This is a genomic window from Rhodococcus sp. NPDC127527 (assembly GCF_042672245.1).
Classification (GTDB): Bacteria; Actinomycetota; Actinomycetes; order Mycobacteriales; family Mycobacteriaceae; genus Rhodococcus_G.
This window is the reverse complement of sequence record NZ_JBHXVP010000006.1, coordinates 1-20,955: the sequence shown is the minus strand read 5'-3', so window position 1 is coordinate 20,955 and position 20,955 is coordinate 1. Positions and strand designations below refer to the sequence as shown.

General features: G+C 71.2%; 14 protein-coding genes. 10 read left to right on the top strand and 4 right to left on the bottom strand.

The features are described 5' to 3' along the window. Positions 1-85 precede the first annotated feature (85 nt). The 7 genes from ACFVH2_RS12055 (at position 86) to ACFVH2_RS12025 (ending at position 10,383) form a co-directional block, all read left to right on the top strand. Positions 86-1,429: a nicotinate phosphoribosyltransferase gene (locus ACFVH2_RS12055; protein WP_378427350.1), complete on the top strand. Its 1,344-nt coding sequence runs from the start codon at positions 86-88 to the stop codon at positions 1,427-1,429. Positions 1,430-1,444: 15 nt separating this feature from the next. After that, positions 1,445-2,050 (top strand): isochorismatase family protein, encoded by a 606-nt coding sequence (locus ACFVH2_RS12050; protein ID WP_378427352.1) that lies wholly within the window; start codon positions 1,445-1,447, stop codon positions 2,048-2,050. A 9-nt stretch (positions 2,051-2,059) separates the two neighbouring features. Further along, a complete protein-coding gene (locus tag ACFVH2_RS12045) occupies positions 2,060-4,090 on the top strand; it encodes an ATP-dependent DNA helicase (RefSeq protein ID WP_378427354.1) in 2,031 nt (676 codons plus the stop codon). A gap of 127 nt (positions 4,091-4,217) precedes the next feature. Further along, a complete protein-coding gene (locus ACFVH2_RS12040) occupies positions 4,218-5,696 on the top strand; it encodes a class I adenylate-forming enzyme family protein (RefSeq protein WP_378427380.1) in 1,479 nt (492 codons plus the stop codon). Positions 5,697-5,798: 102 nt separating this feature from the next. Continuing rightward, positions 5,799-7,628: a DUF3556 domain-containing protein gene (locus tag ACFVH2_RS12035; RefSeq protein WP_378427356.1), complete on the top strand. Its 1,830-nt coding sequence runs from the start codon at positions 5,799-5,801 to the stop codon at positions 7,626-7,628. Beyond that, the gene (locus ACFVH2_RS12030) at positions 7,625-9,058 is read left to right on the top strand and encodes a phytoene desaturase family protein (RefSeq protein ID WP_378427358.1); all 1,434 of its coding nucleotides are present in this window, start codon (positions 7,625-7,627) and stop codon (positions 9,056-9,058) included. The genes ACFVH2_RS12035 and ACFVH2_RS12030 overlap by 4 nt, the downstream gene beginning before the upstream one ends. A gap of 44 nt (positions 9,059-9,102) precedes the next feature. Beyond that, positions 9,103-10,383 (top strand): PucR family transcriptional regulator, encoded by a 1,281-nt coding sequence (locus ACFVH2_RS12025; RefSeq protein ID WP_378427382.1) that lies wholly within the window; start codon positions 9,103-9,105, stop codon positions 10,381-10,383. A 40-nt stretch (positions 10,384-10,423) separates the two neighbouring features. Here the strand turns inward: ACFVH2_RS12025 and glgP are convergent, their stop codons facing one another. After that, complete coding sequence (glgP, locus tag ACFVH2_RS12020) at positions 10,424-13,012, bottom strand: alpha-glucan family phosphorylase (RefSeq protein ID WP_378427360.1); 2,589 nt, start codon at positions 13,010-13,012, stop codon at positions 10,424-10,426. A 96-nt stretch (positions 13,013-13,108) separates the two neighbouring features. Here glgP and ACFVH2_RS12015 point away from each other — a divergent pair, with 96 nt between their 5' ends. The 3 genes from ACFVH2_RS12015 to ACFVH2_RS12005 are packed head-to-tail and all read left to right on the top strand — an operon-like array spanning position 13,109 to position 18,740. Beyond that, a complete protein-coding gene (locus ACFVH2_RS12015) occupies positions 13,109-15,115 on the top strand; it encodes an alpha-1,4-glucan--maltose-1-phosphate maltosyltransferase (protein WP_378427362.1) in 2,007 nt (668 codons plus the stop codon). Then, positions 15,112-17,316: a 1,4-alpha-glucan branching protein GlgB gene (gene glgB, locus ACFVH2_RS12010; protein WP_378427364.1), complete on the top strand. Its 2,205-nt coding sequence runs from the start codon at positions 15,112-15,114 to the stop codon at positions 17,314-17,316. Before ACFVH2_RS12015 ends, glgB begins: the two co-directional genes overlap by 4 nt. Then, positions 17,313-18,740: a metallopeptidase gene (locus tag ACFVH2_RS12005; RefSeq protein ID WP_378427366.1), complete on the top strand. Its 1,428-nt coding sequence runs from the start codon at positions 17,313-17,315 to the stop codon at positions 18,738-18,740. The genes glgB and ACFVH2_RS12005 overlap by 4 nt, the downstream gene beginning before the upstream one ends. 12 nt (positions 18,741-18,752) lie before the next feature. Here the strand turns inward: ACFVH2_RS12005 and ACFVH2_RS12000 are convergent, their stop codons facing one another. From ACFVH2_RS12000 to ACFVH2_RS11990, 3 genes are all read right to left on the bottom strand, one after another. Next, positions 18,753-19,625: a tetratricopeptide repeat protein gene (locus tag ACFVH2_RS12000; RefSeq protein WP_378427368.1), complete on the bottom strand. Its 873-nt coding sequence runs from the start codon at positions 19,623-19,625 to the stop codon at positions 18,753-18,755. A 182-nt stretch (positions 19,626-19,807) separates the two neighbouring features. Then, on the bottom strand, positions 19,808-20,179 hold the full coding sequence (locus ACFVH2_RS11995; RefSeq protein WP_378427370.1) for a DUF3817 domain-containing protein: 372 nt from the start codon (positions 20,177-20,179) through the stop codon (positions 19,808-19,810). 92 nt (positions 20,180-20,271) lie between these two features. Then, positions 20,272-20,955 (bottom strand): acetyl-CoA C-acyltransferase (locus tag ACFVH2_RS11990; protein WP_378427372.1); only part of this gene is annotated, 684 nt, incomplete at its 5' end.

The window sequence follows — 20,955 nt, the reverse complement described above, 5'->3', positions numbered from 1 at the left end:
TGATCCGGACAGATTGAACCGCCGCGGACAAAACGCCGGGGACGACGAACGGCCTCCCCGCGGTCGCGACTCGTAAGGTGAGCGCGTGACGAACACTCCGGCGTCGAGCTCCGCTTCCGACTGGTCCGTCCCCGCGACCAGCACCGCACTGCTCACCGACCAGTACGAACTCACCATGCTCTCGGCCGCACTCGCCGACGGTTCCGCGCACCGTCGGTGCACCTTCGAGGCGTTCGCACGGCGGCTGCCCGACGGGCGTCGATACGGGGTGGTCGGTGGCACCGCGCGCGTGCTCGACGCCCTCGAGCGGTTCCGGTTCGGGGACCCGGAACTGGCGGTGGTGTCGAGGTTCCTCGACGAGCGCACGGTGCAGTGGCTGCGCGAGTACCGGTTCTCCGGCGACGTCGACGGCTACCGCGAGGGCGAGCTGTACTTCCCGGGTTCGCCGATCCTGTCCGTCCGCGGGACGTTCGCCGAATGCGTGCTGCTCGAAACCGTGATCCTGTCGATCCTCAACCACGACAGCGCGATCGCCTCCGCCGCGGCGCGGATGGTCAGTGCCGCCGCGGGCCGCAAGCTGATCGAGATGGGTTCGCGACGTGCCCACGAGGAGTCCGCGGTGGCCTGCTCGCGCGCGGCCTACCTGGCCGGCTTCGACGCCACCTCCAACCTCGAGGCGGTGCGCCGCTGGGGCGTGCCGGGGGCGGGCACCAGCGCGCACTCGTACACCCTGCTGCACACCGGCGCGGGCGGGCCCGACGAGGCCGCGGCGTTCCGCGGACAGGTCGAGGCGCTGGGTGTCGGCACCACCCTGCTCGTCGACACCTACGACATCACCGAGGGCGTCAAGAGGGCGATCGAGATCGCGGGCCCGGGGCTCGGTGGGGTTCGCATCGACTCCGGCGACCTCGGGGTGTGGGCGCGTCAGGTCCGCGAGCAGCTCGACGGTCTCGGCGCGACCGAGACGAAGATCGTGGTCTCCGGCGACCTCGACGAGTACTCGATCGCGGCGCTGCGCGCCGAACCGGTGGACACTTACGGTGTGGGCACCTCCGTGGTGACCGGCTCGGGCGCGCCCACGGCGGGCATGGTCTACAAGCTGGTCGAGGTCGACGGCATCCCGGTGGAGAAGCGCAGCAGCAACAAGGTCTCGCGCGGCGGGACGAAACGCGCGATGCGCGTGGCCCGTCCGACCGGCACGATCGTCGAGGAGCTCGTCTACCCCGCCGACGTCGCCGTCCCCGACGTCGGCGACCTGACCGCTCGGCCGCTGATGGTGCCGATGGTCCGGGGCGGGGTCCGGGAGCCGGGCCAGCCGACCCTGACCGAGAGCCGGAAGCTGCTCGCCGACGGGCTGGTGAGCCTGCCGTGGGAGGGCCTCAAACTCTCGCGCGGCGAGGCGGCCGTGCCCACCCGATTCGTCAGCTAGGACCAGGAAGTTCTCATGAGCACCAGCGGTAGGCCCCCCGCCACGGGTAAGCGCGCGCTGATCGTCGTCGATGTGCAGAACGACTTCTGCGAGGGCGGCTCGCTCGCCGTCACCGGTGGCGCGGCGGTCGCGGGGGCCGTGTCGGCGTACCTGGCCGACCCGGATCGACCTCGGTACGACGCCGTCGTCGCGACCGTCGACCACCACATCGACCCGGGCACCCATTTCTCCGACCATCCCGACTTCGTCGACACCTGGCCGCCGCACTGCCGGGCCGGCACGGTCGGCGCCGAGTTCCACCCGGCGCTGGACCGCGGCCCGCTGCAGGAGGTGTTCGCCAAGGGCGCGTACTCGGCCGCGTACTCGGGGTTCGAGGGCAGCACCGCAGCCGGTGACTCGCTCGCCGGGTGGCTGCGCGGGCGCGGAATCGACGCCGTCGACGTGGTCGGGATCGCGACCGACCACTGCGTGCTGGCGACCGCGCTGGACGCACGCCGGGAGGGATTCGACACGACCGTGCTGCTCCGGTACACGGCGGCGGTCGCCCCCGACACGCTCGACGGACCGCTCGACCGGATGCGTACGGCCGGGGTGCGGCTGGTCGGGACCGTCGCCACGTAACCTGAGTCGGTGCCCGAACTCCCCGCCGTCCCCGACCTGCTCTCCGAGGCGGTGCGCTCGCTCGGTGGCGCCGAACGTCGGAACCAGCTGACCATGGCGTCCGCCGTGGCCCACGCCATCGACACCGGCGAGCACCTCGCCGTGCAGGCCGGCACCGGCACCGGCAAGTCCCTCGCCTACCTGGTCCCCAGCGTTCGGCACGCCGTCGAGTCCGGCCGCACGGTGGTGATCTCCACCGCGACCATCGCGCTGCAGCGTCAGCTCGTCGACCGGGACCTGCCGCGGCTGGCCGGGGCGTTGAAGAAGCCGCTCGGCCGCGAGCCACGCTTCGCGATCCTCAAGGGCCGCAACAACTACCTGTGCATGAACAAGATCCACACCGGGACCGCGGAGGAGCCGGAGAACGCCGAACTGTTCGACGCGTTCGCGATCTCCCGGCTGGGCCGCGAGGTGCAGCGGCTGACCAAGTGGTCCTCGGACACCGAGACCGGAGACAGGGACGAACTGGTCCCCGGCGTCAGCGACCAGTCCTGGCGGCAGGTCAGCGTCACCGCCCGTGAGTGCCTCGGCAAGTCCCGCTGCCCGGTCGGCGAGGACTGCTTCGCCGAGCGCGCCCGGTCGGAGGCGTCGAAGGTGGACGTCGTGGTCACCAACCACGCGCTGCTCGCCATCGACGCGATCACCGGCATCGCGGTACTCCCCGAGCACGACGTGGTGGTCGTCGACGAGGCCCACGAACTCGTCGACCGGGTCACCGGCGTCGCCACTGCCGAGCTGTCGCCGTCGACCATCAGCGCGGCCGCGCGGCGCTGCGTGAAGCTGGTCGAGGAGCAGGACGCCGACCGGATGGAGGCCTCCGCGGAGGGCTGGGCGGCGGTGCTGGAGGAGTCCCGCGTCGGCCGCTGGGAGGACCTGCCCGACGGCGCGGGCCCGGCACTGGCCGCGGTGCGCGACGCCGCCTGGGCGGTGCGCACGGCCATCGGACCCGTGCGGCCGGGCATGAACGCGACCGACCCTGAGGCCGCGGCCGCCCGCAACGCCGCGCTCGCCGCGGTCGACGAGGTGCACGACAGCGCGGTGCGGGTGCTCACAGCCTTCGACGAGCCCGACCACTCCAAGCGACGCGACGTGGTGTGGCTCGCGGACGAGGAACGCCGCGGCCGGCTGGTCCGGATGGCGCCGCTGTCGGTCGGCGGGCTGCTGCGCTCGCGCCTGTTCGCCGAGTCGACCGTCGTGCTCACCTCCGCGACCCTGACGGTGGGCGGCTCCTTCGACGGCCTCGCCGCCAACTGGGGCCTGCCCCCGGAGTCGGCGGTCCGCAGCGATCCGGCGATGGCGACGGGCACCGAGACGCCCTCCGACGGCGCCGACATCCGGTGGAACTCCCTCGACGTGGGCTCGCCGTTCGACCACGCCAAGGCCGGAATCCTCTACGTCGCAAAGCATCTGCCCGCACCGGGCCGGGACGGACTGGCGCCGAGCTACCTCGACGAGATCGCCGAGTTGGTGACCGCCGCGGGCGGGCGCACGCTGGGCCTGTTCTCCTCGATGCGGGCGGCGAAGGCCGCGGCCGAGGTCATGCGGGACCGCCTCGACACGCCGGTACTGTGCCAGGGCGAGGACGCCACCGGACAGCTGGTGCGCAAGTTCGCCGAGGACGAGGCGACCTCGCTGTTCGGCACCCTGTCGCTGTGGCAGGGCGTGGACGTGCCGGGCCCGTCGCTGTCGCTGGTGATTCTGGACCGGATCCCGTTCCCCCGCCCGGACGACCCGCTGCTGGCGGCGCGACAGCGCGCCGTCGAATCCCGCGGCGGGAACGGCTTTCTCGCGGTCTCGGCCAATCACGCCGCCCTGCTGCTGGCGCAGGGTGTCGGCCGACTGCTCCGCAGCGTCGACGACAAGGGGGTGATCGCGATGCTCGATTCCCGCCTGGCCACCGCACGGTACGGCGGGTACCTGCGCGCGTCGCTGCCGCCGTTCTGGGAGACCTCCGATCCGGAGGTCGTGCGCAAGGCCCTCACCCGGCTGGCGGCGGGGTAGCTACCGTCGAGCCCTTTGTCCCCAACTGACAACACCCGCCCCGAACTCGAGCCTCGCGGACCGTTTTCCAGGCAGTTTCCCGTCGATAGTGTCGTGAGTCACATCGACCGGAAAGGTGACCGAAATCGTGTCGGACATCGGCTACTTCGCCTGGAACCTCGCCCCGCTCCATGCTGACGCACCCTGCGTGCGCGACGACCAACTCGACCTGACCTATCGCGGCTTCGCCGACCGGGTCGACGCCGCCGCCGCGCAACTCGAGTCCGCGGGCGTGCGCGGCGGCGACGTCGTCGCGATCATGCTGCCCAATCGCGTCGAACTGCTCGTGACCCTCATGGCGACCTGGCGAATCGGGGCCACCGCGACCCCGGTGAACCCGACCTTCACCGCCGCCGAGGCTCGGTATCAGATCGACGACGCCGCAGCGGTTCTCGTCGTCGGCGAGGCGTCGCACCCGGCCTCGGCCGACCGGCCCGTCCTGGCGGTAGACGACCTGGCGCACACCCCCGACCCCGGCTGGCGGCCGAGCGCCCGCCCCCGTGACGAGGACGTCGCCCTCCTCGTCTACACCTCGGGATCCACGGGACGCCCGAAGGGCGTCATGCTCACACACGACAACCTCCAGTTCATGAGTTCGTCCATGGCGCGGCTCCTCTCGCTGACCACCGACGATCACTGCCTGCTGATCCTGCCGCTCTTCCACGTCAACGCGATCTGCGTCAGCTTCCTCGCCCCGATGCTGGCCGGCGCGCAACTGAGCGTCACCGCGCGGTTCTCCCCCACCCGCTTCCTCGACGACCTCGCCCGGCTGCGACCGACGTACTTCTCGGCGGTTCCCACCATCTACGCGCTGCTCGTCTCGCAGCCCGAGGACACGGTCGCCGACACCTCCTCCCTGCGCTTCGCGGTCTGTGGCGCCGCACCGATCTCGCGCGAACTCCTCGACCGCGCCGAGCGGCGGTTCGGCATGACGATCGTGGAGGGCTACGGGCTCACCGAGGGCACCTGCGCGTCTGCGTGCAACCCGCCGGGCGGCACCCGCAAGCCCGGCACCGTCGGACCCGCACTCCCCGGCCAGACGATCGCGATCGTGGACGAGGCGGGCACCGAACTGCCGCCGGGTTCGACCGGCGAGGTCGTGATCCGCGGCGCGAACGTCATGCACGGATATCTGGGACGCCCCGAGGAGACCGCGCGCACCGTCGTCGACGGTGCGCTCCACACGGGCGACGTCGGCCACCTCGACGAGGACGGCTACCTCACCCTCGTCGACCGCATCAAGGACATGATCATTCGCGGCGGCGAGAACATCTATCCCAAGGAGATCGAGAACGCCCTCGCCGGTCACGCAGCCGTGCTGGAAGCGGCGGTGATCGGGGCGCCGCACGAGGTGTACGGGGAGGTACCCGTCGCCTACGTCGTCGTCTACCCCGAGACCCCCGTCACCGACGACCAGCTCGCCGACCACCTGCGCGACCGGCTCACCAAAGTCAAACTGCCCGTTGCCATTCACATCGTCGACGCGCTGCCGCGCAACCCCGTCGGCAAGATCGACAAACCCGGACTCCGCAGCCGCCACCGGCCGCAGCCCGCCCCCGCCGGCTGACCGCCTCGGCCGCCGACCCCACACCGTCACGCACCTCGGGCAGCACCCGAGGCGATGACGCCTACCCCGAGACACCCCAAGCCACACCCCTAGGAGCATCCGATGGGCTTCACAACCGGGAACTTCCCCGACGTCGACCCCGCCACCTTCCTCGACCGACCCTTCCGCGATCGCCTGCGGGCTGTCTCGACGCACTGGGTGGACCACGGCTTCGGATCACCGAAGATGGTGCACGCCATCTACATTCTCAAACTGCTCTTCCTCTACATCGCCGCCGGAGTGTCGATCGCCACCGTCACCTCCGGGCACAACGTGCTCGACGTGACCTCGTGGTGGAACGAACCGATCGTCTACCAGAAGCTCGTCCTGTGGACCGTGCTGCTCGAGGCTCTCGGGCTCGGCGGATCATGGGGACCGCTGGCCGGCCACTTCGAGCCGATGACCGGCGGCTTCCGATACTGGCTGCGTCCGGGCACGATCCGGCTCGCACCGTGGCCGGGCAAGGTCCCGTTCACCGCCGGCGACACCCGCACCGTCGCCGACGTCGTTATGTACGCCGCGCTGCTGGTCAACATCGTTGCCGCGCTTGCCCTTCCGGGCGTGCACAGCGCGTCGATCGACGCCGCGATCGCGGACAACGCCGGGCTGGTCCGGCCCGCCGTGCTGGTCCCGATCGTCGTGCTGCTGGTGGTCCTCGGCCTGCGCGACAAGGTCGTCTTCATCGCCGCCCGCAGCGAGCAGTACCTGCCCGCCCTGGTGTTCTTCGCGGCGCTCCCGTTCGTCGACATGATCATCGCCCTCAAGCTGCTCATCGTCACGGTGTGGGTCGGCGCCGGGATCTCCAAGCTGGGCCACCACTTCTCGATGGTGGTGCCGCCGATGCTCAGCAACACGCCGTGGATGCCGTCGAAGACGATCAAGCGTGCCCACTACCGCAGCTTCCCCGAGGACCTGAGGCCCTCGATCGTCGCCGGCGGGGTCGCCCACGTGCTCGGTACCGTCGTCGAGGTGGTCACCCCGCTGGTGCTGCTCTTCTCCACCAACCGGACCCTCACCCTGCTGGCCGTCGCGTTGATGGTGGCGTTCCACCTGTTCATCCTGTCCACGTTCCCGCTGGCGGTCCCGCTGGAGTGGAACCTGCTGTTCGCCTACGCCTCGGTGTTCCTGTTCCTCGGCTTCCCCGCGTGGAACGGCTACGGCGTGGCCGACATGTCCTCGCCGTGGCTGACCGCGGGCATCGTCGCCGCGCTGGTGTTCTTCCCGATCCTGGGCAATCTGCGACCCGACCTCGTCTCGTTCCTGCCGTCCATGCGTCAGTACGCGGGAAACTGGGCGTCGGCCACCTGGGCGTTCGCGCCCGGTGCCGAGGACAAGCTCGACGAGTACATCCCCCGGCCCGCCAAGAACCCCCGTACCCAGCTGCTCGCCACCTACACCCCGGAGGAGGCCGATGTCGTCCTGCACCAGATGCTCGGCTGGCGATCGATGCACAGTCAGGGCCGCGCACTGTTCTCGCTGATGATGAACCACCTCGGCGACGACCTCGACGCCTACTCGCTGCGCGAGGCCGAGTTCAGCTGTAATTCGCTGGTGGCCTTCAACTTCGGCGACGGGCACCTGCACAACGAGCACCTGATCGCCGCGATCCAGCGGCGCTGCAACTTCGCGCCAGGCGAGTTCCTCGTCGCCTGGGTCGAATCGCAGCCCATCCACAAGAACTTCCAGGAGTACAAGGTGATCGACGCGGCGCTCGGGGTGATCGAACGCGGCACCTACCGGGTCCGCGACGCGATCGACGAGCAGCCGTGGCTGCCGAACGGGCCCATTCCGTTCGACGTGCGGTGGAGACTGGAGGCGGAGCCGACGGATCGGACACTCCGGGAGCCGAAGGAGCGGGACATGCGTGACGTCGAGCAGGGTGTGCGCCCGTGACCACCGCCGTCGTCGTCGGCAGCGGGCCGAACGGGCTCGCTGCCGCGGTCCACCTCGCCCGGCACGGGGTCGACGTCCAGGTGCTCGAGGCCGCGGACACCATCGGCGGCGGAACGCGATCCGGCGAACTCACCGTGCCCGGCCTGCTGCACGACGAGTGCTCGGCCTTCCACCCGATGGGCGCCGGTTCGCCGTACCTGCAGACCCTCGGACTCGACCGGTACGGTCTCACCTGGCGGTGGCCGGAGATCGACTGCGCCCATCCCCTCGACCGTGGGGACGCGGGCCTGCTGTACCGGTCCGTCGCGGCCACCGCGGACGGCCTCGGTGCGGACGGCCCCCGGTGGCGGCGCATGTTCGGGGGCCTCGCCGAGGGCTTCGACGACCTGGCCGCCGACCTGATGCGCCCGATCGCGAACGTGCCCCGCCACCCGCTCCGGCTGGCGAGTTTCGGCCCCCGGGCCCTGCTCCCGGCGACCGCGACCGCGAAGTTCTGGCGCACCGACAAGGCGAGGGCGCTGTTCGGCGGTGTCGCGGCGCACGCGTACTACCGGCTCGACCGTCCGGCGACCTCGGCGGTCGGTCTGATGATCGTCGCGGCGGGTCACCGGTACGGGTGGCCGGTGGCCGAGGGCGGGTCGCAGTCGATCACGGGCGCACTCGCGGCGATGCTCACCGACCGGGGCGGGAAGATCAGCACCGGGGTCCGGGTACGCAGCGCCGCCGACATCCCGCCGGCCGATGTCGTGCTGCTCGATCTCGCGCCGGCGGCCGCGCTGGAGATCCTCGGCGACCGGGTGCCGGCCCGGGTGGCCCGGGCGTACCGCCGCTTCCGGCACGGCGCGGGTGCGTTCAAGGTGGACTTCGCGGTCGAGGGCGGCGTCCCGTGGACCGACCCCGACTGCGGTCGCGCCGGCACCGTGCACCTGAGCGGCAGCTTCGCCGAGGTCGCCCGGGCCGAGCGCGACGTCACTGCCGGCCGGATGCCGCAGCGGCCGTTCGTCCTGCTGGGCCAGCAGTACCTCGCGGACCCCACCCGATCGAAGGGAGACCTGCACCCGGTGTACGCGTACGCCCATGTGCCGCACGGATACACGGGTGACGCGACGGAGGCGATCGTCGCGCAGGTCGAACGGTTCGCACCCGGCTTCCGGGACCGGATCGTCGCCGCGGTGAGCAGCGGTCCGGGCCGGCTGGCCGAGTCCAACCCGAACTACGTCGGCGGCGACATCATCGGCGGCGCCAACACCGAGACCCAGGTGGTGCTGCGACCGCGGGTCGCGCTCGACCCGTACCGCACCGGCGTGCCGGGTGTGTTCCTGTGCTCGGCCTCGACACCGCCCGGGGCGGGCGCACACGGGATGTGCGGCTACAACGCGGCCGAGTCCGCCCTGCGTCACCTGCGCCGCGGCCGGAACGAGGTGCTGTGAGCCGACCCGGACACCGCGACCGCGGCATCGACGCACGGCGGCAGCTGGCCAGGGTTCCCGCGACGGCCGAGTCCGACGTGCTCGACGTCGTCGTGGGGATCGCACGCGGGCTCGACCGCAGGCAGGGCGAGATCACGCGCACGATCAGCGCCCTGCTCGCCCACGAGATCGACGAACTCGACGAGGACCCTCAACTCGTCGAACTGCTCGAGGCGAGCGTGCAGGGAAACGTCTCGACGATGATTCACGTTCTCGCCAACGACATCCCGGTCGACCATCTGCAGCCCACCACCGCGGCCGTCGAGTACGCGCTGCGACTCGCGCAACGCGACGTGTCCTCGAACTCGCTGGTACGGGCATACCACATGGGCCAGGACGCGATGATGCGCATCTGTTTCGACGAGGTGAGCGCGCTCGACCTGCCCTCCCGACAGAGTCTGGCTGTCCTGCAGCACCTTTCGGATGTCGTGTACAGCTACATCGACTGGATCACGCTGTACGTGTTCGACGCGTACGAACAGGAGCGCAGCCGATGGATCGGCGCACAGGCCAACGTCCACTCCACCACCATCCACACGGTGCTGGCCGGCGGCGCCGTCGACGTCGCGGCCTTCGAGTCCGCCACCGGGTACCGCCTCGAGCAGCACCACGTGGCCGTCGTCGTCTGGTCCACCGGAGCCGACGACGGCACCGGGCTGACCGTGCTGGACCGCTACGTCCGGGACATCGCGCGCGATCTCGCCACCGACGGGTCACCGATCGTGACCGCGGTCGACCGCCGGACCCTCTGGGCCTGGCTGCCCTTCGGACGACGCCAACCGACGATCGACACCGCCGAACTCGCGCACGGCCTGCCGACCGGCACCGGCACGCGGGTCGCCCTCGGTCTGCCCGCCGCGGGCCTGGCGGGATTTCGCCGATCGCACGAGCAGGCCGTCGCCGCCTATGCCGTCGCCAGCGTGCCGAACTCGCCTGCCCGGCACGTGGTGAGCTTCGGCGACCGCGGTGTCGCGGTGGTGTCCCTGCTCGCCGAGAACCTGGACTCGACCCGCGCATGGGTGTGGGAGGTGCTCGGTCCGCTGGCCGCCGACACCGAGCAGGCGGCCACCCTGCGGGCCACGGTCAGCACGTACTTCGCGACCGGCGAGAGCCATCTGCACACCGCCCAGCAGATGAACCTGCACCGCAACACCGTGAAGTACCGCATCAACAAGGCCCTCGGCGGTTCCGCGCCGGGCGGTCCCGGCGCACGCAGCAAGCTCGACGTGGCGCTGGCGCTGCAGGTGTGCGAGTACCTCGGGGCGATCGTGCTGCGGCCGGCCTGACCGACGCTCTCGGGCGGAGCCTCGGGCCATGTCCTCGCGCCTACCCGACCGGCTCCGCCACCAACGCCAGTTCGGCGTCCCCCGCGAGCAGTTCGTGGTGCGGCAGCACCCGGATCGTGTACCCCACCGCGCCCGACAGCGGCACCGGCGTGGTCGCCACGAACACCTCGCCCAGGTCCTCGGCGCCGGCGTGCGTCATCGGCACCGTCACGACGTCGGTGAGTTCCTCGTCCGCGTCGACCCGGCCGAGCACCGCCTCCACGGTGACGTCGGCGACGTCCAGTCCGCCGAGCCGGACGTACGCGCGCAGCGACAGCTCGGCCCCGATCACCGGGGTGTCGGGCAGGCCCGCACTGTCGACCTGGACCACACGGACTCCGGGCCAGGCGGACTCGACACGCTCGCGGTACTGCGCCACCTGCCGCGCCCCCGCGTACCCGTCCACGATCACCGCCCGCGACGCGCGCGCGGCCGGGGCGTAGTAGTCCACCACGTAGTCGCGAACCATCCTCGACGCCAACACCTTCGGCCCCAGCGACTGCAGCGTGTGCCGCACCATCTCCACCCACCGGACCGGGACCCCACCGGGGCCGCGGTCGTAGAACTTGGGCAGCACGGCCTGCTCGAGCAGGTCGTACATCGCGTTCGCCTCGAGGTCGTCGCGGCGCACCTCGTCGCTGACACCGTCCGCGGTCGGGATGGCCCAGCCGTTCTCGCCGTCGAACATCTCGTCCCACCAGCCGTCGCGGATCGACAGGTTCAGGCCCCCGTTGAGGGCGGACTTCATCCCCGACGTTCCGCAGGCCTCGAGCGGTCGCAGCGGATTGTTCAGCCACACATCGCATCCCCAGTAGAGGAACCGCGCCATCGACATGTCGTAGTCCGGCAGGAAGACGATCCGGTGCCGCACGTCGTGGGCGTCGGCGAACCGCACCACCTGCTGGATCAGCGCCTTGCCGCCGTCGTCGGCGGGGTGCGACTTGCCCGCGACCACCAACTGCACCGGGCGGTCGGGATCCAGCAGCATGGCCCGCAGCCGCTCTGGGTCGCGCAGCATCAGGGTCAGTCGCTTGTACGTCGGCACGCGGCGCGCGAACCCGACGGTCAGCACCTCCGGGTCGAAAACCCCGGACACCCAACCCAGTTCGGCGTCCGTCGCGCCGCGCTCGAGCCAGGACGCCCGCACCCGACGCCGCACCTCGTCGACCAGTTGCGCACGCAGGGTGTTGCGGGTGGTCCACAGCTCGGCGGGCGCGATCTCGCTGAGCCGCTCCCAGCCCCGTGCCTCCTCGACCCGCTCCGGCCCGACCGCCCGCCGCGCCAGGTCCATCCACTCGCGGGCCGCCCAGGTCGGCGCGTGCACGCCGTTGGTGACCGAGCCGATCGGAACCTCGGCGGCGTCGAATCCCGGCCACAGGCCGTTGAACATCTCCCGGCTGACGACGCCGTGCAGCTTCGACACCCCGTTCGCGCGCTGGCCCAGCCGCAGGCCCATGTGAGCCATGTTGAACACGGACGGATCGTTCTCCCGTCCGAGTTCGACGATCCGGTCCACGGTCAGCCCCGGCAGCAGTGCCGACGCGTTCTCGCCGCCGCTGCCGCCGAAGTAGTGCCGCACCAGATCGGACGGGAACCGGTCGATCCCGGCGGGTACCGGGGTGTGGGTGGTGAACACGGTGGCCGCGCGCACCGCGGCCAGCGCCGCCTCGAAGTCGAGCCCGGACCCGGTGATCAGCTCCCGGATCCGCTCGACCCCGAGGAATCCGGCGTGGCCCTCGTTCATGTGGAACACCTCGGGATCCGCCAACGACTCCGAGCGCGTGTACGCCCGCACCGCGCGGACCCCGCCGATCCCGGCCAGGATCTCCTGCTTGATCCGGTGGTCCTGATCGCCGCCGTAGAGCCGGTCGGTCACGCCCCGCAGATCCGGGTCGTTCTCCGCGATGTCGGAGTCCAGCAGCAGCAGCGGCACCCGGCCGACCTGCGCGATCCACACCCGCGCCCGGAGCACCCGGCCGCCGGGCATCGCCACGTGCAGCAGGACCGCGGCGCCCGACCCGGGCTCGGTCAACAGCCGCAACGGCAGACCCTGCGGGTCCAGCGACGGGTAGTGCTCGGCCTGCCAGCCGTCCACGGTGAGCGACTGCCGGAAATAGCCGGACCGGTACAGCAGACCGACGCCGATCAGGGGCACACCGAGGTCCGAGGCCGCCTTGAGGTGGTCGCCCGCGAGGATCCCGAGCCCGCCGGAGTAGTTCGGCAGCACCTCGCTGACACCGAACTCCATTGAGAAGTAGGCGATCCCACTGGCCAGGTCGGCGCCCTTCGCCTGCTGGTTCTGGTACCAGCGCGGGCGCTCGAGGTAGTCGTCGAGGTCCGCGGCGAGGGTGTCGAGCTCGGCGACGAAGTCCGCGTCGTCGGCGAGGTCGTCCAGTCGGGCGGGCGAGACCTCACCGAGCATCCGGATCGGGTCCTGACGCACCTGCGACCACAACTCCGGGTCGATCCGCGCGAACAGATCCTGGGTCGGCGGATGCCAGGACCACCGCAGGTTCGTCGACAGCGCCCCGAGGGCGGACAGCCGGTCGGGCAGGTGGGCACGGACGGTGAACCGACGCAAGGCTTTCACCCGGATCAGACTACGCAAATCCGGTGCCGCGGTCCTGTCGTCCGGCGGCCGCGTTCGCCCGCGCGGGGCCGTCCACCTACCCGTAAGGTTGAGGTCATGACCGGGCGGATTGGAATCGACGACGTCGTCCCCGAGCTCGCGGGCGGTCGATACCCGGCGAAGGCCGTGGTCGGCGAGACCTTCCCCGTCTCGGCGACGGTCTGGCGGGAGGGCCACGACGCGGTCGCCGCCACGCTCGCGGTCCGCGGTCCGGAGTCCGTCTCCACCATCCGGATCCCGATGCTCCCCGGCCCCCTCCCGGACACCTTCGCGGCGGTCTTCACCCCCACCTGCCCCGGCACCTGGACGTACCGGATCGAGGGCTGGAGCGACCCGATCACCACCTGGCGTGCGGTGGTCGAGGCAAAGCTGTCGGTCGGGCAGGGGCCCGCCGATCTGGCCAACGACCTCGAGCTCGGTGCCCGGCTCTTCGACCGCGCCGCGCGGACGGTGCCGCGGGCCGACCGGCCGCGGTGCGCCGCGGTCGCGGACGCACTGCGCAGCGACCAGCAGCTGCCGGCCCGGGTGGCGCCGGCGTTCGCCTCCGACCTCGCCCAGTTGTTGCGCGCCCACCCGCTGCGCGATCTCGTCACTCGCGGCCGGATCCTGCAGGTGTCGGTGGATCGCAGGCGTGCCCTGTTCGGCTCCTGGTACGAGTTCTTCCCGCGCTCGACCGGCGGCTGGGACGCCGAGGGCAGGCCCCGGCACGGTACCTTCGCCACCGCGGCCAACGACCTGCCCCGCATCGCGGGCATGGGCTTCGACGTGGTCTACCTGCCACCGATCCACCCGATCGGGCGGGTGAACCGCAAGGGACCGAACAACTCGCTCACCCCCGGACCGGACGACGTCGGCTCGCCGTGGGCGATCGGCTCGGCCGAGGGCGGTCACGACGCGATCCACCCGGAACTGGGCACCCTCGCGGACTTCCGGGCGTTCGTCACCCGCGCCCGACGGCTGGGCCTCGAGGTCGCGCTGGACCTGGCCCTGCAGTGCGCGCCCGACCATCCCTGGGCGAGCGCGCACCCCGAATGGTTCACCGTGCTGCCCGACGGCACCATCGCGTACGCCGAGAATCCACCGAAGAAGTACCAGGACATCTACCCGGTCAACTTCGACGAGGATCGCGACGGCATCTACACCGAGGTGCTGCGCGTGGTGCGGTACTGGATCGACAACGGTGTCAAGATCTTTCGGGTCGACAACCCGCACACCAAGCCACCCGACTTCTGGGAGTGGCTGATCGCCGAGGTGAAGGCCTCCGACCCCGACGTGCTGTTCCTCTCCGAGGCGTTCACCCGGCCGGCGCGCATGTACGGCCTCGCCAAACGCGGATTCACGCAGTCCTACACGTACTTCACCTGGCGGGTCGGCAAGTCCGAGCTCACCGAGTTCGCGCTCGAACTCGCGGCGAAGGCGGACGAGGCCCGACCGAACCTGTTCGTCAACACGCCCGACATCCTGCACGAGAGCCTGCAGGTCGGCGGCCCCGGCATGTTCGCGCTGCGGGCGGTACTCGCGGCGACGATGGGCCCGAGCTGGGGCGTCTACTCGGGATACGAACTCTACGAGCATGTTCCGGTGCGCGCCGGCAGCGAGGAGTACCTCGACTCGGAGAAGTACCAGCTGCGGCCCCGGCCGTTCGACGAGGCGCGGGCACGCGGCGAGTCGCTCGAGCCGTGGATCACCGTGCTCAACCGGATCCGGCGCGCGCATCCCGCGCTGCAGCAGTTGCGCACCATCACCTTCCACCACATCGACAACGACTCCCTGATCGCGTACTCGAAGTTCGACCCGGTCACCGGCGACGCGGTGCTCACCGTCGTCAACCTCAACCCGTACGGCGCCGAGCAGGGCACCATCTGGCTGGACATGCCCGCCCTCGGCCGGGACTGGCAGGACCACATGACCGTGCTCGACGAGGTCACCGGCGAGCAGTTCCACTGGGGCCAGGCCAATTTCGTCCGGCTCGAGCCCTGGCGTGCGGTCGCGCACGTTCTCGCCCTGCCCACCGTCCCCTACCCCGCGCGAATGCACCTCGCCCTGCGCGCACCCGTCTCGTGAGCGGCGCGCCGCGGCGGTACGACGCCGCCCCGCCCGCCGCCGATCTCGCCCGCCTCGCCGAGGGCACCCACCACGACCCGCACTCGATCCTCGGTGCCCACGCGCACCCCGGCGGCACCGTGGTTCGGACCCTCCGACCGCACGCCGTCGCCGTGTCGGCCCGCATCGGCAGCACCGACCATCCGCTCGACCACCTGGCCGACGGGCTGTTCAGCGGCGTCGTCCCTGTCGAGGACCTGATCGACTACCGGCTCGTCGTCGAGTACGCCGGCGGCAACACCGTCGTGGTGGCGGACGGATACCGATTCCTGCCCACCCTCGGCGAACTGGACCTGCACCTGCTGGCCGAGGGCAGGCACGAACGACTCTGGGACGTGCTCGGCGCGCACCCGCGCACCTACACCACCCCGGACGGCGACGTCGCCGGCACCTCGTTCGCGGTGTGGGCGCCCGCCGCCCGGGGCGTCACCGTGATGGGCGACTTCGACGGGTGGGGCGCCCGGACCCTGCCGATGCGGGCGCTCGGATCGACCGGGGTGTGGGAACTGTTCGTGCCCGGCGTCGGGCCCGGGGAGCTCTACAAGTTCCGGGTGCACGGTCGCGACGGCTCGGTTCGCGACAAGGCCGACCCGATGGCGTTCGCCACCGAGGTGCCACCGGCCACCGCGTCCGTCGTCTACCAGGGCAGCCACGTCTGGACCGACGACGACTGGATCGCGGCCCGCGCTCGCGTGGAACCGAACCAGGCGCCGATGAGCGTGTACGAGGTACATCTGGGGTCGTGGCGTCCCGGGCTGACGTATCTCGAACTGGCGGAGCAACTCTCGGTGTACGTCCAGGACGCCGGCTTCACCCACGTCGAGCTGCTGCCGGTGGCCGAGCACCCCTACGGCGGCTCCTGGGGGTACCAGGTCACCTCCTACTACGCGCCGACCGCGCGGTTCGGCACGCCCGACGACTTCCGCGCCTTCGTCGACCGCCTGCACCGGGCCGGCATCGGCGTCATCGTCGACTGGGTTCCCGCGCACTTCCCCAAGGACGACTGGGCCCTCGCCCGGTTCGACGGCGGTCCGCTCTACGAGCACGGCGACCCGCAGCGTGGCGAGCAGTTGGACTGGGGCACCTACGTTTTCGACTACGGCCGGCCCGAGGTCCGCAACTTCCTGGTCGCCAACGCGCTGTACTGGATCGAGGAGTTCCACGTGGACGGCCTGCGTGTGGACGCGGTCGCCTCGATGCTCTACCTCGACTACTCCCGCCCGCCCGGCGGCTGGACCCCGAACATTCACGGCGGTCGAGAGAATCTCGAGGCGGTGGCGTTCCTGCAGGAGATGAACGCCACCGTGCACAAGCATCACCACGGGGTGGTGACCGTCGCCGAGGAGTCCACCGCCTGGCCGGGCGTCACCCGCGCCACCTCGGTCGGGGGTCTGGGTTTCACGATGAAGTGGAACATGGGCTGGATGCACGACACCCTCGGCTACCTCGGCCGAGACCCGATCCATCGCAGCTTCCACCACCACGAGGTCACCTTCTCGCTGATGTACGCGTGGAGCGAGAGCTACCTGCTGCCGATCAGTCACGACGAGGTGGTGCACGGCAAGGGCACGCTGTGGACCCGGATGCCCGGCGACGACTTCGCCAGGGCCGCGGGCCTGCGCACGCTGCTCGCGTACATGTGGTCGCACCCCGGCAAGCAGTTGCTGTTCATGGGCCAGGAGTTCGGTCAGCGCACCGAGTGGTCGGAGGAGCACGGGCTGGCCTGGGAGCAGCTCGCGGACGGCCCCACGGCGCCACTGCAGCGCGGGGTCCGGGACCTGGTCCGCGATCTCAACGCCGTCTATCGCACGCACCAGGCCCTGTGGACCCTGGACACCTCCCCCGGCGGCTACTCGTGGATCGATGCGAACGACACCGAGAACAACGTGCTCAGCTACCTGCGGTACGGCACGGACGGGTCGATCGTGGCCTGCCTGTTCAACTTCTCCGGCTCCAACCACGCGCACTACCGTGTCGGCCTGCCCGAGCCGGGCCGATGGGTCGAGATCCTCAACACCGACGCCACCGAGTACTGCGGCTCCGGCCTGGGTAACTTCGGGCAGGTGCACGCCACCACCGACTCCTGGCACGGCAGGCCCGCGTCCGCGGCGGTGATGCTGCCCGCCAACAGCGCGATCTGGCTGAGCCTGGAGCGCGGATGAGCATGCGGACGGCGGCGACGTCGGTCGCCGCGTCGCTGACACTGCTACTGGCGGGCTGCGCCGGGGCGGTCGGCGGGCGCGCGGTCTCGATCTACGACAATCCGTTCACCGTCGCCGGCCTGCCCGCCACCTCCGGTCCGAGCGGCCCGCGCGACGGCGTGCCCGCGTCCACGCTGCCGGTGCGCGGCGCGGACGGCTCGGCCGCCGACGTCCTGGCCACCAACGCCGTCGACGACATCACCGCCTTCTGGCGCGCGGAGTACCCCAGGGTGTTCGCCGGGGAGTTCCGGCCGGTCACCGATCTCCAGTCCTGGGACCCGGACACCCCCGTGGCGCGCTCGGACACCTTCTGCGGCGACAGCACCCACGGCGTGGTCAACGCCGGCTACTGCATGCGGAACGGCTCGATCGGCTGGGACCGAACCAGCCTGCTGCCGACACTGATGGACACCTTCGGTCCGATGGCGGTGGTGATGGTGATGGCCCACGAGTACGGGCACGCCGTCCAGCACGACTCCGGACTGGCCGGCGACGACACCCCGGTGCTGGTGCTCGAACAGCAGGCCGACTGCTTCGCGGGCGCGTTCATGCGGCACGTGGCCGAGGGCGACGCCGCGCACTTCACGCTCAACACCTCGGACGGGCTCAACTCGGTGATGGCCGCGATGGTCGCGGTGCGCGACACCAACCCGAACGACCCGGAGTCGGTGCACGGCTCGGCGTTCGAGCGGATCACCGCGTTCCAGATCGGCTTCACCGACGGCGCCCGCCCCTGTACCAAGATCGACGAGGCCGAGGTCGAGGGCAGACGAGCGCAGTTGCCCCAGCAGTTCGGGGCGGCGGGCGGGAACGGGGAGACACCGGTCACCGAGTCGACCGTCACGCAGACCGTCGACTCGCTGCAGGCCCTGTTCACGCTGCCCGACAAGCCCGTGGTCGTCTTCACCGGCGCCGACACCGGCTGCGCCGACGCCCGCAGTACCGAGCCGGTGTCCTACTGCCCCTCGACCAACACCATCGGCGTGTCGATGCCGCAGCTCGTCGAGCGCGGCACGCCGCGGGGCGAGTCGCGCAACGACATCGCCGCCGACGTGCGCGGGGACTTCGGCGCCTACGTGCTGGTGGCCTCGCGCTTCACGCTCGCGGTCCAGAAGGTCGCGGGCGATTCCCTCACCGAGGCGAAGACCGCGGTCCGGGCCGCCTGCCTGTCCGGTGCGTGGACGGCCGCGACCGCGACGGGTCAGGCCGGCGCGCTGGCCCTCTCCCCCGGCGACCTCGACGAGGCCGTCTCCGGCCTGCTCACCGACGGTCTGATGGCGAGCGACGTCGACGGCGAGACCGTACCCAGCGGGTTCGCCCGGGTGGACGCCTTCCGCTCCGGCGTCCTCGGCGGCCAGCCCGCCTGCGCCAACCGCTACGGCTGAACGCGCTCTGCCCTAGTAGAGGGCGGAGGCCAGCTTCCGGCGGGCCGCGACGACCACCGCGTCGGCCGGATCGAAGAGCTCGAACAGCTCGAGCAACCGGGTGCGCACCGCTGTCCGGTCGTCGCCCGCGTAGCGCCGGATCGCCTCGACCAGCAGCCCGAACGCGTCCTCGGGTTGCTGGGTGTAGAGCAGTGCGTCGGCGGCGTCGAGTTGCGCCGCGACGTTCGCCGGTTCCGCTGCGGCGGTCGCGACCGCATCCGGCGCGACGGTCTGCACGCGAGCCAGGAAGCGCACCTGACGGATCGCGCCCTGTGCCTGCACGTTGTTCGGCTCGGCATCGAGGATCGCCTGGTACCCGGCCTCGGCACCCGCCAGGTCGCCCTCGGCGAGCGCGTCCTCGGCCGCCACGAATCGCGGATCGTCAGGCTCGGGCTCGGCACCCTCGACCGGCGGCGGCCCGGACAGCTTGCCGTCGGTCGCGGCGAGCACCGCGTCCACCCACTGACCGAGCTGCTCGACGCCGCCGTCGAAGTCCGCCAGCGGTCGACCCGCCGCGACCGCGATCACCGAGGGCACCGTCTGCACCTGGAAGGCCTGCGCGATCCGCGGGCTCACGTCCAGGTCGACCTTCGCCAGAACCCAGGCGCCGCCGTGCCCACGCGCGAGATCCTCGAGCGTCGCGGAGAAGGCCGCACTCTCCGGCATCGAGCCCGCGAGCAACTCGACGACCACGGGAACCTGCATGGAGCGTTCGAGCACCTCGGCCTCGAAGTTCGCCTCGGTGACCTCCACGATCGGGGCGAGCCCGCCTGTAGGAGCAGCCTGACCGCCCACGGGGGGCTGCGGACGGTCCTTGAATCCGGACAGGTCCACTGCCCCGGACATGGCTGCCGCCACTGCGGCGGACGGACGTGCGGGCTGGCGAGATCCGGGTCGAGTCACATCTGCCATTTTGGCACGCACGCGTCGCGGCCACCTCCGGTCACCCCCGCCGTCACGGCCCGGACAGCATTGTGCCCGGCGAACCGTTGCGGTGCGCCGGGCACAGTGGGAAGTACCGGAAGCCGTCAGACCCTGCTGAACGCCGGATCCTCGGAGGTCGCCACGGTGCCGGGCGCGGACAGCTCGCCGAGCCGGCCGGTGCGCACGGCCCAGCGCTCGAAGACGATCGAGCCGAACGGCGGCACGCTGGACACCAGCGCCCAGAAGGTGGTCGTGAGATTCCACTTGAGCGAGCGCGCAGTCAGCAGCGCGATGATCACGAACGGGATGAAGGCCGCGACACCGTGCACCATGCCGGGAATCTTGACGGCCTCCTCGTGACCGAGGACCCACTTGAAGAACATCGCCACGAGCAGGGCCGCCCAGGTGATGGCCTCCCAGACGGCGATAAGGCGAAAGCGCTTCGCGGGCGTGGACACGTCGAGAAACTTCGGCATGCGCTCCATTGTGCCCGACCACAGGGCGCCGCAGACTGTGATCTACGACGCCCCGTAGTTCGAAGCACCTCTGGCGCGAGTGAACGCGGTACCTACTTCTTCGGCACCCGGATGATCAGCGCGTCGCCCTGCCCACCACCGCCGCACAGTGCGGCTGCGCCGACCCCGCCACCGCGACGGCCGAGTTCGAGCGCGAGGTGCAGCGCGATCCGAGCGCCGGACATGCCGAGCGGGTGACCGATCGCGATCGCGCCGCCGTTGACGTTGACCTTCGACTCGTCGAGGCCCAGTTCCTTGGTGGACGCGATGCCGACCGCCGCGAACGCCTCGTTGATCTCGACCAGGTCGAGGTCCTTCGGGTCGATGCCCTCGCGCTCGCAGGCCCTCGCGATCGCCCGTGCCGGCTGCGACTGCAGGGTCGAGTCCGGGCCCGCGACCACGCCGTGCGCGCCGATCTCGGCGATCCAGCTCAGGCCCAGCTCCTGCGCCTTGGCCTTGCTCATCACCACGACCGCGGCGGCGCCGTCGGAGATCTGCGACGCCGAACCCGCAGTGACGGTGCCGTCCTTGCTGAACGCGGGACGCAGCGTGCCCAGCGACTCGACGGTGGTGTCGGCCCGGATGCCCTCGTCCTGCGCGAACACCACCGGCTCGCCCCTGCGCTGCGGAATCGACACGGGGACGACCTCCGCCTCGAAGAGCCCGTCCTTCCAGGCCCGCGCCGCGTTCTGGTGCGAGGCCGCCGCGAACGCGTCCTGCGCCTCCCGGCCGATCCG